12 protein-coding genes are annotated in these 14,039 nt (G+C 72.5%); 5 read left to right on the top strand and 7 right to left on the bottom strand.

The window, feature by feature from the left end; all coding sequences use genetic code 11:
- Positions 1–12: 12 nt before the first annotated feature.
- The gene (locus ACIRDU_RS29955) at positions 13–1,449 is read left to right on the top strand and encodes an amino acid permease (RefSeq protein WP_403585086.1); all 1,437 of its coding nucleotides are present in this window, start codon (positions 13–15) and stop codon (positions 1,447–1,449) included.
- Here the strand turns inward: ACIRDU_RS29955 and ACIRDU_RS29950 are convergent.
- Entirely contained in the window at positions 1,406–1,861 is a 456-nt protein-coding gene (locus ACIRDU_RS29950) for an ATP-binding protein (RefSeq protein WP_403585084.1), read from the bottom strand. The two genes, ACIRDU_RS29955 and ACIRDU_RS29950, sit on opposite strands and share 44 nt — an antisense overlap.
- 319 nt (positions 1,862–2,180) lie before the next feature.
- Between ACIRDU_RS29950 and ACIRDU_RS29945 the strand changes: the two genes are divergently transcribed.
- From ACIRDU_RS29945 to ACIRDU_RS29930, 4 genes are all read left to right on the top strand, one after another.
- Positions 2,181–3,008: an enoyl-CoA hydratase family protein gene (locus ACIRDU_RS29945; RefSeq protein ID WP_403585082.1), complete on the top strand. Its 828-nt coding sequence runs from the start codon at positions 2,181–2,183 to the stop codon at positions 3,006–3,008.
- A complete protein-coding gene (locus tag ACIRDU_RS29940; protein WP_403585080.1) occupies positions 2,993–5,395 on the top strand; it encodes a bifunctional salicylyl-CoA 5-hydroxylase/oxidoreductase in 2,403 nt (800 codons plus the stop codon). Before ACIRDU_RS29945 ends, ACIRDU_RS29940 begins: the two co-directional genes overlap by 16 nt.
- A gap of 10 nt (positions 5,396–5,405) precedes the next feature.
- A complete protein-coding gene (sigJ, locus tag ACIRDU_RS29935; RefSeq protein WP_403585077.1) occupies positions 5,406–6,356 on the top strand; it encodes an RNA polymerase sigma factor SigJ in 951 nt (316 codons plus the stop codon).
- A gap of 114 nt (positions 6,357–6,470) precedes the next feature.
- Positions 6,471–7,676 carry an NAD(P)/FAD-dependent oxidoreductase gene (locus ACIRDU_RS29930; protein WP_403585074.1) on the top strand — a complete coding sequence of 402 codons (1,206 nt, stop codon included), beginning with the start codon at positions 6,471–6,473 and terminating at the stop codon, positions 7,674–7,676.
- A gap of 21 nt (positions 7,677–7,697) precedes the next feature.
- On the opposite strand, the gene ACIRDU_RS29925 is transcribed toward ACIRDU_RS29930, so the two are convergent.
- The 6 genes from ACIRDU_RS29925 to ACIRDU_RS29900 all read right to left on the bottom strand — a co-directional run bounded on the left by ACIRDU_RS29925 (position 7,698) and on the right by ACIRDU_RS29900 (position 13,969).
- Positions 7,698–8,780 carry an ABC transporter ATP-binding protein gene (locus tag ACIRDU_RS29925; protein WP_403585071.1) on the bottom strand — a complete coding sequence of 361 codons (1,083 nt, stop codon included), beginning with the start codon at positions 8,778–8,780 and terminating at the stop codon, positions 7,698–7,700.
- Entirely contained in the window at positions 8,777–9,628 is an 852-nt protein-coding gene (gene modB, locus ACIRDU_RS29920) for a molybdate ABC transporter permease subunit (RefSeq protein WP_403585068.1), read from the bottom strand. Before modB ends, ACIRDU_RS29925 begins: the two co-directional genes overlap by 4 nt.
- Positions 9,625–10,440, bottom strand: a complete 816-nt coding sequence (gene modA / locus ACIRDU_RS29915) for a molybdate ABC transporter substrate-binding protein (protein WP_403585194.1) — start codon at positions 10,438–10,440, stop codon at positions 9,625–9,627. The genes modB and modA overlap by 4 nt, the downstream gene beginning before the upstream one ends.
- A gap of 145 nt (positions 10,441–10,585) precedes the next feature.
- A complete protein-coding gene (locus ACIRDU_RS29910; protein WP_403585065.1) occupies positions 10,586–11,377 on the bottom strand; it encodes a ribonuclease BN in 792 nt (263 codons plus the stop codon).
- A 153-nt stretch (positions 11,378–11,530) separates the two neighbouring features.
- A complete protein-coding gene (locus ACIRDU_RS29905; RefSeq protein WP_403585062.1) occupies positions 11,531–12,343 on the bottom strand; it encodes a PaaX family transcriptional regulator C-terminal domain-containing protein in 813 nt (270 codons plus the stop codon).
- A gap of 15 nt (positions 12,344–12,358) precedes the next feature.
- Positions 12,359–13,969 carry an AMP-binding protein gene (locus tag ACIRDU_RS29900; protein WP_403585060.1) on the bottom strand — a complete coding sequence of 537 codons (1,611 nt, stop codon included), beginning with the start codon at positions 13,967–13,969 and terminating at the stop codon, positions 12,359–12,361.
- Between the last annotated feature and the right edge of the window lie 70 nt (positions 13,970–14,039).

Raw genomic sequence — 14,039 nt, 5'->3', positions numbered from 1 at the left:
AGCACCACCCGCATGCCCGCTCCCCGGATCAAGCCCCCTGCCCTTCTCGTGGCGGAATCAGGCGCCGACCGTGAAGGTCACGGCCTCAAGCGCACGATGGGCCTCTTCCAGCTCATCTGCTTCGGCGTCGGCGCGATCGTCGGCACCGGCATCTTCGTCGGCCTGTCCGACTCGGTCGCCCAGGCCGGCCCGGCCGTCGTCGTCTCCTTCCTCCTGGCCGCGATCACCTGCGTCTTCACCGCGTTCGCCTTCGCCGAGCTGGGCGGCGCGATCCCGGTCTCCGGCTCCTCGTACTCCTTCGCCTACGCCGGACTCGGCGAGGGCACGGCCTTCCTCGTCGGCTGGTGCCTGCTGCTGGAGTACGGCGTGTCGGTGTCCGCGGTGGCGGTCGGCTGGAGCCAGTACGTCAACGAGCTCCTCGACAGCGTCATCGGACTGCACCTGCCCGCGGCCCTGTCGGCAGGACCCGGCGACGGCGGGGTGGTGAACCTCCCGGCCGTGATCGTCATCGCCATGGCCGCCGTCCTCCTGGTCCGCGGGGTGCGCGAGAGCGCCCGGGCCACGGCCGCGATGGCCGTGCTGAAGCTCGCCGTCCTGGTCGCCTTCCTCGCGATCGGCTTCACCGCCTTCGAGGACGGCAACCTCACCCCGTTCTCGCCGACCGGCCTCGCCGGCATCGGCGCGGGCACCACCGCCGCCTTCTTCTCGTACATCGGCTTCGACGCGATCACCACCGCCGGCGAGGAGGCGAAGAACCCCCGTCGGGACATCCCCGTGGCGATCCTCGTCTGCATCGGCCTGGTCACGCTGCTCTACTGCGCGGTCGCGCTCGCCGCGATCGGCGCCATCGGCAGCCCCGCGGTCGGCGGCCGCCCGGCGGCACTCTCCTACGTCGTCAACCAGGTCACCGGCTCCACCGTCGGCGGCGGGGTGATCGCCTTCGGCGCGGTCGTCGCCATCGCCTCGGTCGTCCTCGCGGTGATGTACGGCCAGACCCGGATCCTGATGTCCATGTCCCGCGACGGGCTGATCCCGCGCGTCTTCGAGAAGGTCTCGCCGAGGACCTCCACGCCGGTCGCCGGCACGCTGATCGTGGCGGTCGTCTTCGCCCTCCCCGCGGCCTTCGCCCCGCTGGACGCGGTGGTCAACCTGTGCACCATCGGCACGCTCGCCGTCATGGCCGTCGTCAACATCGCGGTCATCGCCCTGCGCCGCCGCGAGCCGGGCCTGGCCCGCAGCTTCCGGGTGCCGCTGTACCCCGTCACCCCACTGCTCGGCGTCGGCTTCTGCCTGTACCTGATGTACGAGACGGGCGCGACGACCTGGATCCAGTTCGCGGGATTCCTGGCGGTCGGAGTCGCCCTGTACCTGCTCTACGGGCGCCGGAACTCCCGGCTCGCCACGGTCACGCCGACGGACGCCGCTGAGCCGGTACCACAGGCAGTCTGAACCAGACCGCCTTGCCGGACTCGGTCGGCCGGTGCCCGCAGGAGGAGCTCAGGGCGCGGATCAGCAGCAGCCCGCGCCCGTGCTCCTGCCAGGGGTCGGGCGGCCCGCCGGCCGGACGCGTGAGGTCGCCGGGCGGGGCCGGGTCGGTGTCGTGCACCTCGACCTGGCAGCCCGACGGCAGCAGCTCCACGACCAGCTCTATCGGCGTCTCGCCGGTGGTGTGCTCCACGGCGTTGGCCACCAGCTCCGCCGTGAGCAGCTCCGCGGTGTCGCAGTCCGCCGCGTGCTCCAGCTCGGCCAGCGCCGTACGGACCAGGGCACGCGCCACGGGCACCGCCGCGGCGGTGTGCGGCAGCGCGATGCGCCAGGAGGCGGGAGCTGAGGGGAGTTCGTACACAGCGGGTCCGTTCATGGAGCAGGACATCCTGCTTTCAACCTTGTGAATGGTACGGCGCCCTTCTTCGGAGGCGTCCGAGGGGCACCGCCGGAGGCGCCTTCGCCTCCTTGCCGACGGCTTACCCGGGTGAACGCGGTGCCGCGCACAGCTGCTCCCGCCGTTACGCCGGTGTGGACGATCTGTGACGGATGTGACCGGCCCAGGTCACGCCGGGCCCACACCGGACTCCTACCCGAACGGTCTATCGCGCACTCATGACGACAGTCACGGACGAGTGATAGCTTCGTGGGGTAGAGCTCAGTGAGGCAGTGCCCGCCCGAGGAGGCCGCACGTCATGAGTCCCTTCACCGGCTCCGCCGCCCGCACCCCCGGCTGGGAGCATCTGCGCGTGGACGTCGCCGACGGCGTCGCGACCGTCACCCTGGCCCGCCCCGAGAAGCTCAACGCGCTCACCTTCGGCGCCTACGCCGACCTGCGCGACCTGCTCGCGGAGCTGTCCCGGGAGCGGTCCGTGAGGGCCCTGGTGCTGGCCGGCGAGGGCCGCGGCTTCTGCTCCGGCGGCGACGTCGACGAGATCATCGGCGCGACCCTCGGCATGGACACGGCCCAGCTGCTGGACTTCAACCGGATGACCGGCCAGGTGGTCCGCGCCGTGCGGGAGTGCCCGTTCCCCGTGATCGCGTCGCTGCACGGCGTGGCCGCGGGCGCCGGAGCGGTCCTCGCCCTGGCCGCGGACTTCCGCGTCGCCGACCCCACCGCCCGCTTCGCCTTCCTCTTCACCCGCGTCGGGCTCTCCGGCGGCGACATGGGGGCGGCCTACCTCCTGCCCCGGGTCGTCGGCCTGGGCCATGCGACCCGCCTGCTGATGCTGGGCGACCCGGTCCGGGCCCTGGAGGCGGAGCGCATCGGCCTGATCAGCGAACTGACTCAGGAGGGCCGAGCTGACGAAACAGCACAGCAACTGGCCCACCGCCTGGCCCAGGGCCCGGCCCTGGCGTACGCCCAGACCAAGGCGCTGCTCACGTCCGAACTGGACATGCCGTTGGCGGCCTCGATCGAACTGGACGCCTCGACCCAGGCCCTCCTGATGACGGGCGAGGACTACGCGGAGTTCCACGCCGCGTTCACGGAGAAGCGCCCGCCCAAATGGAGCGGACGGTGACGGCCACGCCCTCAGGGGCGCGGGGCTGTGCTGAATATGCGGCTGCCGCCGCGGGGGCGCGAACAGCCACCGACGACCCGCACCCGCGCACCGAACCCGATGAACCACTACGCGTCGCGATCATCGGCGGCGGCCCCGGCGGCCTCTACGCCGCCGCCCTCCTCAAACGCCTCGATCCGGAACGGCAGATCACCGTCTGGGAACGCAACGCCCCCGACGACACCTTCGGCTTCGGCGTGGTCCTCTCCGACGAAACCCTCGGCGGCATAGAACACGCCGACCCCGAGGTCCACGAGGCCCTGCAACGGCACTTCACCCGCTGGGACGACATCGACATCGTCCACCGCACCACCCGCCACACCTCCACAGGACACGGTTTCGCGGCCCTGGGCCGTCAGCGACTGCTCGACATCCTCCACACCCGCTGCCGCGGACTCGGCGTCGACCTCCGCTTCCACACCGAAGCCCCGGACGACCTGGCGCACACCCACGACCTGGTCATCGCAGCGGACGGCATCCACAGCGCCACGCGCGAGACCCACGCGGACGTCTTCCGCCCCCGCGTGACGAACCACCGTTGCCGCTACATCTGGCTCGCCGCCGACTTCCCCTTCGACTCCTTCCGCTTCGAGATCGCCGAGACCGAACACGGCGTGATGCAACTCCACGGCTACCCCTACGCGCCCGACGCGTCCACGGTGATCATCGAGATGCGCGAAGAGGTCTGGCACGCGGCAGGGTTCGACGAACTCGACGAAGCGGAGTCGGTCGAGCGCTGCGCCAAGATCTTCGCGGAAGCGCTCCACGGCCGCCCCCTGAAGTCGAACAACTCCACGTGGACGACGTTCCGCACGGTCGTCAACGACCGCTGGTCGCACGGCAACGTCGTCCTCCTCGGGGACGCCGCCCACACCGCCCACTTCTCCATCGGCTCCGGCACCAAGCTCGCCGTCGAGGACGCCCTGGCCCTGGCCGCCTGCCTGGAGGAGCGGGACTCGCTGCCCGAGGCGCTGGCCGCGTACGAGGCGGAGCGGCGCCCCGTCGTCGCCTCCACGCAGCGCGCGGCCCGGGCCAGCCTGGAGTGGTTCGAGAACCTCGACCTGTACCTGGACCAGCCGCCCCGCCAGTTCGCCTTCAACCTGCTCACCCGCAGCCGCCGCGTCACGCACGACAACCTGCGGCTGCGCGACGCCCGCTTCACGGAGACGGTGGAGCGCGAGTTCGGCTGCCCGCCCGGCACGCCCCCGATGTTCACGCCGTTCCGGCTGCGCGGCCTGACCCTGCGCAACCGGGTCGTCGTCTCGCCCATGGACATGTACTCGGCCGTCGACGGCGTCCCCGGCGACTTCCACCTCGTCCACCTGGGCGCGCGGGCGCTGGGCGGGGCCGGGCTGGTGATGACCGAGATGGTGTGCGTCAGCGAGGAGGGCCGGATCACGCCCGGCTGCGCCGGCCTCTACACCGGCCGGCAGGCCGAGGCCTGGAAGCGGATCACGAACTTCGTGCACGACCGGGCACCCGGCACCGCGATCGGCGTGCAGCTCGGCCACAGCGGCCGCAAGGGCTCCACGAAACTGATGTGGGAGGGCATGGACGAGCCGCTGGAGGAGGGCAACTGGCCGCTCGTGGCCCCCTCGGCGATCCCGTACAAGGGGTTCAGCCAGACTCCGCGCGAGCTGTCCCGGGCCCAGCTCACCGACATCCGCGAGCAGTTCACGGCATCCGCCGTCCGCGCCGCCCGGGCCGGCTTCGACCTGCTCGAACTGCACTGCGCGCACGGCTACCTCCTGTCCGGCTTCCTCTCCCCGCTGACCAACCACCGCACCGACGCCTACGGCGGCTCCCTGGAGAAGCGGCTCCGCTTCCCGCTGGAGGTGTTCGACGCCGTACGGAACGTGTGGCCGGGGGAGCGGCCCATGACCGTCCGCATCTCCGCCACCGACTGGGCCGAGGGAGGGACGACCGCCGAGGACGCCGTCGAGATCGCCCGGGCCTTCGCCGCGCACGGCGCCGACGCGATCGACGTGTCGACGGGGCAGGTCGTGGCGGACGAACGGCCGGAGTTCGGACGGTCGTACCAGACGCCCTTCGCGGACCGGATCCGCCAGACCACCGGCGTCCCGGTGATCGCGGTCGGGGCGATCTCCTCCTGGGACGACGTCAACTCCCTGATCCTGGCGGGCCGCACCGACCTCTGCGCGCTCGCCCGCCCCCACCTCTACGATCCCCACTGGACCCTGCACGCGGCGGCCGAGCAGGGCTACACGGGCCCGGGCGCGACCTGGCCGGCCCCGTACCGCGCGGGCACCCGCCGCCCCCAGACGGGCCGCCTGGACGCCCCGAAACCGCGGCTGAGTCTCGGAAGCGGTGACGCCCGGGGACGTTAGGATCCGTGGCATGGCCCTGACCGTGGACGACGTGGACCGGTTCGAAGCCTTCAGGCCGCGCCTGGAGGCGGTTGCCTATCGGCTGCTCGGCTCGGCGAGCGAGGCCGAGGACGCCGTGCAGGAGACGTTCCTGCGCTGGCAGGGCGCCGACACCGGCCGCATCGAGGTCCCCGAGGCCTGGCTGACGAAGGTCCTCACCAATCTGTGCCTCAACCAGCTCACCTCGGCCCGGGCGCGGCGCGAGACCTATGTGGGCCAGTGGCTGCCCGAGCCGCTGCTCGCCGGGGACCCGATGCTCGGGCCCGCCGACACCGCCGAGCAGCGGGAATCGGTCTCGTACGCGATGCTCGTCCTGCTGGAGCGGCTCTCCCCGAACGAGCGGGCGGTGTACGTGCTGCGGGAGGCCTTCGACTATCCGCACCGGGAGATCGCCGACATCCTCGACATCACCGAGGCCGCCAGCCAGCAGATCCTCCACCGCGCCAAGAAGCACGTCGCGCAGGGCAGGGCCCGCGCACGCACCGAGATCGACGACGCCGCCGCGCGCCGGATCATCGACGAGTTCCTCGCGGCCGCCGCGAGCGGGCGAACCGAACCGCTGGTGCGGCTGCTCACTCAGGACGCCGTCGCGATCGGCGACGGCGGCGGGAAGGTCCCCGCCCGCGCCAAGGCGTTCGAGGGCGCGCTCGCGGTCGCGACGTTCATGCGCGGCCTGTTCAAGCCCGGCAAGGCCAAGCGCGACCTGGTCGGCGGCTCCCCCTCGGTCTACGCGTCGACCGCCAACGGCGATCCTGCCCTCGTGGTGGTCCTCGACGGCCGGGTCATCGGCGTCATGTGCCTGGAGGTCGCCGCCGACGGCATCGCCGCGTTCCGCAGCCAGGTCAACCCCGACAAGCTCGAACGCGCGACCCGGCGATGGACCGCCGACGACCACGGCGACCCCCTGCTCAAGGTCTTCTGACACGGCCGACCCTGATGTGACGTGCTTCACATCGCCTTCCTGTCAGGGAACGGCGGGCTGCCCGGTTCAAGGGGTGAATCCGCTGGAGACAGCCGTCATGACAGGAGCTACGCCATGCAGCACCGCATCGTCGTCCTCGGAGCCGGCTACACCGGAGCCACCGCCGCCGGGCGCCTCGCCAGGCGACTGCACCGCGAGGACGTCGCCATCACCGTCGTCAACGCCGAACCCGACTTCGTCGAGCGCGTCCGGATGCACCAGCTCGCGCTCGGCCAGGACCTCACGCCCCGGCCCTTCAGCGAGATGTTCGCGGGCACCGGTGTCGTCCTGAAGCAGGGCAGGGTCACCGCCCTCGACGTGGACCGCAGGACCGTCACCGTCGCCGCGTTCGGTACGGAGGGCGCCGGGGAGGAAGTGGAGTACGACACCCTCGTGTACGCCCTCGGCAGCCGCTGGAACGACCAGGGAGTGCCCGGTACCGCCGAGCACGCCCACGAGATCGCCGGGCGCCCCGGAGCGCTTCGGCTGCGCGAGCGACTGGCCGGCCTGGCCGCCGGAGAGCCCGTGGTCGTGGTCGGCGGCGGCCTCACCGGTGTGGAGGCCGCGACCGAGATCGCCGAGGCCCGCCCGGACCTCGACGTCGCCCTCGCCGCCCGCGGCGGCCTCGGCGACTGGCTCTCGGACAAGGGCCGGCGGCACCTGCACAAGGTCTTCGACCGGCTCGGCATCACCGTCCACGAGCACACCGCCGTCACCGCCGTCGAGGCCGACCGCATCACCACCGGCGACGGCACGACCCTCCCGGCCGCGGTCACCGTGTGGACCACCGGCTTCGCCGTCCACCCGGTCGCTCAGGCCACCAGCCTCGACGTGTCCGGCACCGGCCAGATCGTCGTCGACCGGACCATGCGCTCGGTGTCGCACCCGGACGTGTACGCCGTCGGCGACGCGGCCCTGGCGATGGGCCCCGGGGGCAAGCCGCTGCGGATGTCGTGCGCCTCGGGCGTGCCCACCGCCTGGCAGGCCGCCGACGCCATCGCGGCCCGGCTGACCGGCGGCAAGCTCCCGACCGTGCCCGTGCGCTACTTCAACCAGTGCATCTCACTGGGCCGCAGGGACGGCCTGATCCAGTACGTCACCGCCGACGACCGTGCCGTATCGGCGGCCCTGACCGGCCGGCTCGCCGCGCTCTACAAGGAGATCATCTGCAAGGGCGCGGCCTGGAGCGTCGCCCACCCGCTGGTCCTGCCGGCCCGGCGTCGCCGCATCGTGCGGGAGGCCGTCGTCCCGGAGAGCTCGCCGGTCAGGACGGCGGCCTGAGCCGCGGGGATGCCGACCGCCTCAGACCGGGTAGGCGTGGGTCTGCGCCGCCTTCACCGTGGCCCAGACCTGCGCGCCCGGGTGGAGGCCGAGTTCGGCCGCGGCGACCGTCGTGAGGTCGGCGGCGAGGGGGAGTTCGCCGGTGAGGCCGGCGCGGATCTGGTCGCCGTGGGTCTCCAGTCCGGCCACCTCGCAGCGCCACAGGTTGCGGGCGCTGGAGCCGGTGGGCCGGTCACGGTGGAGGGTGACCGCGCTCGGCGGGAACGCCACGAAGACCGGGCCGGACAGGACCTCCGTGATGGTGAGGCACGGACCGTCGGCGAGACGGACGGTGTGACCGTCGGCCTCGCCCCGGTAGAGGTTCAGGCCGACGAGCTGCGCGATGTAGTCCGTACGGGGATGGCGGGCGATGTCGGCCGGGGTGCCCTCCTGGACGACCCGGCCGTGCTCCACGACCACCAGACGGTCGGCCAGCACCATGGCGTCGAGCGGATCGTGCGTGACGAGCACGGCGACCGCCTCGAAGTCGGCCAGGTGGCGCCGGAGCTGGGCGCGCACCTCCAGGCGGGTGCGGGCGTCCAGCGCGGCCAGGGGCTCGTCGAGCAGCAGCAGACGGGGGTGGGTGGCCAGGGCGCGGGCGAGGGCCACGCGCTGGGCCTGGCCGCCGGAGAGCCTGCGCGGTTTGGTGCCGGTGTGCGCCGCGAGGCCCAGGTGGTCGAGCAACTGGGCGGCCTGCGCCCGGGCCTCCGCCTTGGTGGCGCCCTGGCAGCGGGGGCCGAAGGCGACGTTGTCGAGGGCGGTGAGGTGGGGGAAGAGCAGGTAGTCCTGGAAGACGACACCGACGGGGCGGGCCTCCGGCGGCGTGCGGTCCAGCTCCGTGCCGTCCAGCCGCAGATGGCCGCCGCTGAGCGGCGTCAGGCCGGCCAGGGCGCGCAGCGCGGTGGTCTTGCCGGCGCCGTTCGGCCCGAGCAGGGCGACGACCTCGCCGGGCGTGACGGTCAGCGTCACGTCGAGACGGAAGCCGCCGCGGTCCACGACGAGGCGGGCGTCGAGCCCGTCCGCCGCGGCGCCGGAGTGCGCGTCGTGCTCGTGGGTTCGGGTCATCCGGCTCTCATCCAACGGTCGCGCAACCCCGCCAGCACGGCGATCGACACCGCCAGCAGCACCAGGCTGAGGGCGATCGCGGCCTCCGGGTCGCTCTGCAGGGCCAGGTACACGGCCAGCGGCATGGTCTGGGTGCGGCCGGGGAAGTTGCCGGCGAAGGTGATCGTCGCGCCGAACTCGCCGAGCGCCCGCGCCCATGCCAGGACCGCGCCCGCCGCGATGCCCGGCGCGATCAGCGGCAGGGTGACCCGGCGGAACGCGGTGAAGCGGGACGCTCCCAGGGTGGCGGCCGCCTCCTCGTAGCGGGGGTCGGCGGCCCGCAGCGTGCCCTCGACGCTGATGACGAGGAAGGGCATCGCCACGAACGCCTCGGCGATCACGACCCCGGCGGTGGTGAAGGGCAGCGTGATCCCGAACCAGGAGTCGAGCCACTGCCCGACGATGCCGTTGCGGCCGAGCGCCATCAGCAGCGCCACACCGCCGACGACCGGAGGCAGCACGAGGGGCAGGGTGACGAGGGCGCGTACGAGGCCGCGGCCGGGGAATTCGACGCGGGCCAGCAGCCAGGCCAGCGGCACGCCGATGACCAGGCTCACCACGGTGGCCGCCGTGGCGCACAGCAGGGACAGCCTGAGGGCCTGCCACACCTCCGCGCTGGTGAGCTGCTCGGGCAGGCTGTGCCACGGAGTCCGCACGAGCAGCGCGATCAGCGGCACGATCAGGAAGGCCACGCCGATCAGCGCGGGGAGCAGCAGCGGCAGCGGGACGCCCGTCCGGACGTGCCGGCGCCGCGGACCGCCCCGGAGGGTGTCGCCCGCGGCGTGCGGCTCGCCGGTCGGGGAGGTCACGGCTTGAGGAACCCGGCCGCGCCCAGGACCTTCTGGCCCTCGGCGGACTGCACGAGCCCGATGAACGCCTTGGCGGTCTCGGTGTTCCTCGAGCTCTTGAGGAGGGTGATGGGGTAGTCGTTGACGGCGTCGGCGGACTCGGGGAACTCCACGCCCTCCACCTTGTCACCGGCAGCCTTCACGTCGGTCTTGTAGACGACCGCCGCGTCGGCCTCCTTCAGCACGACCTTGTTGAGGGCGGACTTGACGTCCTCCTCGTAGGAGACAGGCGTGAGATCGAGCCTGCCGGCGTCGAGGGCCTTCTGGGCGGCGGCGCCGCAGGGCACCGTCTTGTCGCACAGCACGACCTTCAGGTCGGAGCCGCTGAGGTCCTCGAGGGAGGCGATCTTGTGCGGGTTGCCCGGGAGGGTGGCGATCTCCAGCTCGTTGCGGACGAAGGTCGAGGGCCTGCCCGAGGCGTCCCCGGCGTCCGTGACGATCTTCATCGTCTTGGGGCTGGCCGAGGCGAAGACGTCCGCCGGAGCGCCGCCGGTGATGCTCGCGGCGAGGGAGTCGCTGCCGCCGAAGCTGAAGGTGACCTTCGTGCCGGGGTGCTCCTTCTCGAACCGCTCGCCCAGCGTCGTGAAGCTCTCCTTCAGCGAGGCCGCGGCGAAGACGGTCACCTCACCGGAGAGCTTGCCCGGCCCGGAGGAGTCCGGCCCGGCCGAGGAATCCGAGCCGGACGACGAACAGGCGCTCAGCGCCAGCAGAGCGGCGGCTCCCCCCGCGGCCACCTGGAGCAGGCGGCGGGTCCGGCGCACGGTACGGATCATCACGGTCTGCTCCCTCTGCTGGGTATGCGCCGATGATAATGCCGCAGCTGCCAGGGAAAAGCCCCCTGTGGATTCGCATGAGCCGGGATCGGTGTCACTGGGGGTGGCATGTGCGTTCGTACGGAAGGATCGGCGGGATGCGGGTCTACTCGGCGCGGTTCCGGTGCCCGTGGTGCTCCAGGACCCAGCGGCCGAGGAGTGCCCCGCCGTAGACGACGTAGCCCACGCCGATGAGCCAGGACTCCACGACGAGGACGACGCCGACCGCTCCGTAGCTGATGGCGTTGTTGACGATGAGGGGAGTGAAGACGAAGTAGGAGAACATGCGCAGGCCGCCCAGGCCCGCCATGGTGGCCACCGCCCCGGGGAGCAGATGGCGCCAGCGGACCTGACCGCCCAGCAGGAAACGCTGTCCCCACCAGAAGAACAGCACACCGGACGCCGAGCTCAGCGCGATCCGCTCCGGTCCCGAGACGAGGCCCCGCGTCTGGACCTCCTGGTACAGGTACGCCGTCATCGCGATCAGCCACACCGCCTGCCGCCAGACCCGATGCCACGGGCCGGAGGGCAGGCCCCAGATCCGCTCGTAGCCGTTCTGCACGCTGCCGCCGAACGCGACACCGAAGACGGCGAGCGCCACCCCGCCGAGGACGCTTGTGGTGCCGATGACCTTGCGCGGCGGGCTGATGATGTTCGTGAGCAGCCGCGCGGACCGCCCGGACAGTCCCATGCCGTCGGCCAGCCACGACGCGAATCCGCCCCGCGCCAGTGGATCGGCGGCGGCGACCACGATCAGCAGGGGCGCCAGGGTGACCAGTGCGAGCGTGGCGAACCCCGTGGCCCGGTGCAGCAACTCCACGTCGCGGCCCTGCCGGACGAGGGTGTGCGCACCGGCCCGCTCCCACCCTGCGTGCACCGAGCGCCCGAGCCGCCTCACAGGAGTCGGTCCGCGCGGACGCCTGTCGTCCTCGGTGGTGTGGTGACGGTCATCCCTCGGTCCGCCTCCCGGTGCGCGCTCCGTCCACTCGCGGACATCGTTGACTGTTCCGAAGCGGAGCAAACACCGCAAACCGGGCGGCGCCCGTAGGGGTCAGAGCCCCACGAACCCCGCCCCCGCGTCCCGCAGCCGCTCGTGCAGCCCCCGGAACACCGCCGACGAGCGGACCCCCGGCCAGTCCGCGGGAAGCAGTTCGGACGGCAGGCCCGGGTCGGTGTAGGGGAGATGGCGCCAGGAGTCCAGGGCTAGGAGGTAGTCCCGGTAGGCCTCCTCGGGCGGCGTGTCCGCGCGCTTCTCCCAGTCGTGCAGCACGCGCGCGTGGCGGTCGAGGAACGCCTCGTGCTCCTTGGCGATGGCCGCCAGGTCCCACCACCGGGCGACGGCCTCCGCGGTCGGGGCGAAGCCGAGATGGTCGCCGCGGAAGAAGTCGACGTACGCGTCGAGCCGCAGCCGCTGGAGCGTGTGCCGGGTCTCCTCGAACAGCCGCGCGGGCGCGATCCACACGCCCGGAGCGGCCGTGCCGAAACCGAGTCCGGCCAGCCGGGAGCGCAGCACATGCCGCTTCTGCCGCTCCGACTCCGGCACGGAGAACACCGCGAGCACCCAGCCCTCGTCCTCGGGCGGAGCCGAGGCGTAGATGCGCCGGTCGCCGTCCTCGAGCAGCTGGCGGGCGTCCGGCGACAGTTCGTACCCGGCCGCGCCCTGTGCGGTGCGGGCGGGCACGAGCAGTCCCCGTCTCTTGAGCCGCGACACCGAGGAGCGCACGGACGGAGCGTCCACGCCGGCCGCGGCCAGCAGCCGGATCAGTTCGGCTACCGGCACGGGGCCCGGCATGAAGCGACCGTACGCGCCGTAGAGCGTGACGATGAGAGACCGTGGTGCATGCTGGTCGGACACGTTGATCATCTTAGGTCGTACGGATCAGTCCCGGTCGCCTTCCGGTACCCCCGCCGCGCGCAGCATGAACCGCTGGAGCTTGCCGGTGGCCGTGCGCGGCAGCGCGTCCAGGAAGACGATCTCGCGCGGGCACTTGTACGGTGCCAGTTCGCTCTTGACGAAGGCGCGCAGCGCCTCGGCGTCCCGCTGCGCGCCCTCCTTGAGGACGGTGAAGGCCTGCACGACCTGCCCGCGGGCCTCGTCGGGCCGCCCCACGACCGCCGCCTCCACCACGTCCGGATGCCGCAGCAGCGCGTCCTCCACCTCGGGGCCGGCGATGTTGTACCCGGCCGAGATGATCATGTCGTCGGCGCGGGCGACGTAGCGGAAGTAGCCGTCGGGGTCGCGGACGTAGGTGTCGCCGGTGATGTTCCAGCCGTCGCGCACATAGTCCCGCTGCCGCGGGTCGGCGAGGTACCGGCAGCCGACCGGTCCGCGCACGGCCAGCAGCCCCGGCTGCCCGTCGGGTACGGGCTCGCCGTCCGCGTCCTGCACGCGCGCGTGCCAGCCCGGCACCGGAACGCCCGTGGTCCCGGGCCGGATCCGGTCGTCGGCCGCGGAGATGAAGATGTGCAGCAGTTCGGTCGCGCCGATGCCGTTGATGACGCGCAGCCCGGTGCGCTCGTGCCAGGCCTGCCAGGTGGCCGCGGGCAGGTTCTCACCGGCCGAGACGCAGCGGCGCAGGGAGGAGACGTCGTGCCCGTCGAGCTCGTCGAGCATCGCGCGGTACGCCGTCGGCGCGGTGAACAGCACGGAGACCCGGTGCCGGGCGATGGCGGGCAGCAGCTGCCGGGGCCCCGCCTGTTCGAGCAGCAGCGCACTGGCGCCGGCCCGCAGCGGGAAGACCACCAGTCCGCCGAGACCGAAGGTGAAGCCCAGCGGGGGACTGCCGGTGAACACGTCGTCCGGGACGGGCCTCAGGACGTGCCGGGAGAAGGTGTCGGCGATCGCCAGGACGTCCCGGTGCAGGTGCATACAGCCCTTGGGGCGGCCGGTGGTGCCGGAGGTGAAGGCGATCAGCGCCACGTCGTCGGCCGCCGTCGCGACGGCCTCGTACGGTGTGCCGGGCGCCGGGCGGTTCAGGAGGTCGTCCGGGGCGTCACCGCCGTACGCCGTGATCCGCAGGCCGGGGATCTCGGCCTTGGCGAGGTCGTCGACGGCCCGGATGTCGCACAGGGCGTGCCGCACCCGCGCGATCTCGCACATCGTGCTCAGCTCGTGCGGGCGCTGCTGGGCGAGCACCGTGACCGCCACGGCCCCCGCCTTCAGCACCGCCAGCCAGCAGGCCGCGAGCCAGGGGGTGGTGGGGCCGCGCAGCAGCACCCGGTTGCCGGGGACGACACCGAGTTCGCCGGTGAGCAGGTGCGCGAGGCGGTCCACTCGGGCACGCAGATCGCCGTACGTCCACGGTGCGCCGGTGGCCGTGAGGAACGCCGGGCGGTCGCCGGGCGGGCCGTTCAGCAACTCGGCGGCGCAGTTGAGCCGTTCGGGGTAGTGCAGCTCCGGCAGATCGAAGCGGAGCTCGGGCCATTGGTCCGGGGGTGGCAGATGGTCCCGGGCGAAGGTGTCGACGTGGGCTGTGCCCCGTGGATTCATACGGTTCGCCCCCTTGGCGTGGTGGGCTCGCCTCTGGAGCGTATCGTGTTGGTGACGGCAGTCAACGGTC

It is taken from the genome of Streptomyces sp. NPDC093598 (assembly GCF_044764825.1).
In the GTDB taxonomy this organism is placed as follows: Bacteria; Actinomycetota; Actinomycetes; order Streptomycetales; family Streptomycetaceae; genus Streptomyces.
This window is presented reverse-complemented; position numbering and strand designations above follow the sequence as displayed.

Coding starts and splice junctions, on each gene's coding strand:
- ACIRDU_RS29955 (WP_403585086.1), top strand. CDS start 13: ATGCCCGCTCCCCGGATCAAGCCCCCTGCCCTTCTCGTGGCGGAATCA.
- ACIRDU_RS29950 (WP_403585084.1), bottom strand. CDS start 1,861: ATGAACGGACCCGCTGTGTACGAACTCCCCTCAGCTCCCGCCTCCTGG.
- ACIRDU_RS29945 (WP_403585082.1), top strand. CDS start 2,181: ATGAGTCCCTTCACCGGCTCCGCCGCCCGCACCCCCGGCTGGGAGCAT.
- ACIRDU_RS29940 (WP_403585080.1), top strand. CDS start 2,993: ATGGAGCGGACGGTGACGGCCACGCCCTCAGGGGCGCGGGGCTGTGCT.
- sigJ (WP_403585077.1), top strand. CDS start 5,406: ATGGCCCTGACCGTGGACGACGTGGACCGGTTCGAAGCCTTCAGGCCG.
- ACIRDU_RS29930 (WP_403585074.1), top strand. CDS start 6,471: ATGCAGCACCGCATCGTCGTCCTCGGAGCCGGCTACACCGGAGCCACC.
- ACIRDU_RS29925 (WP_403585071.1), bottom strand. CDS start 8,780: ATGACCCGAACCCACGAGCACGACGCGCACTCCGGCGCCGCGGCGGAC.
- modA (WP_403585194.1), bottom strand. CDS start 10,440: ATGATCCGTACCGTGCGCCGGACCCGCCGCCTGCTCCAGGTGGCCGCG.
- ACIRDU_RS29905 (WP_403585062.1), bottom strand. CDS start 12,343: ATGATCAACGTGTCCGACCAGCATGCACCACGGTCTCTCATCGTCACG.
- ACIRDU_RS29900 (WP_403585060.1), bottom strand. CDS start 13,969: ATGAATCCACGGGGCACAGCCCACGTCGACACCTTCGCCCGGGACCAT.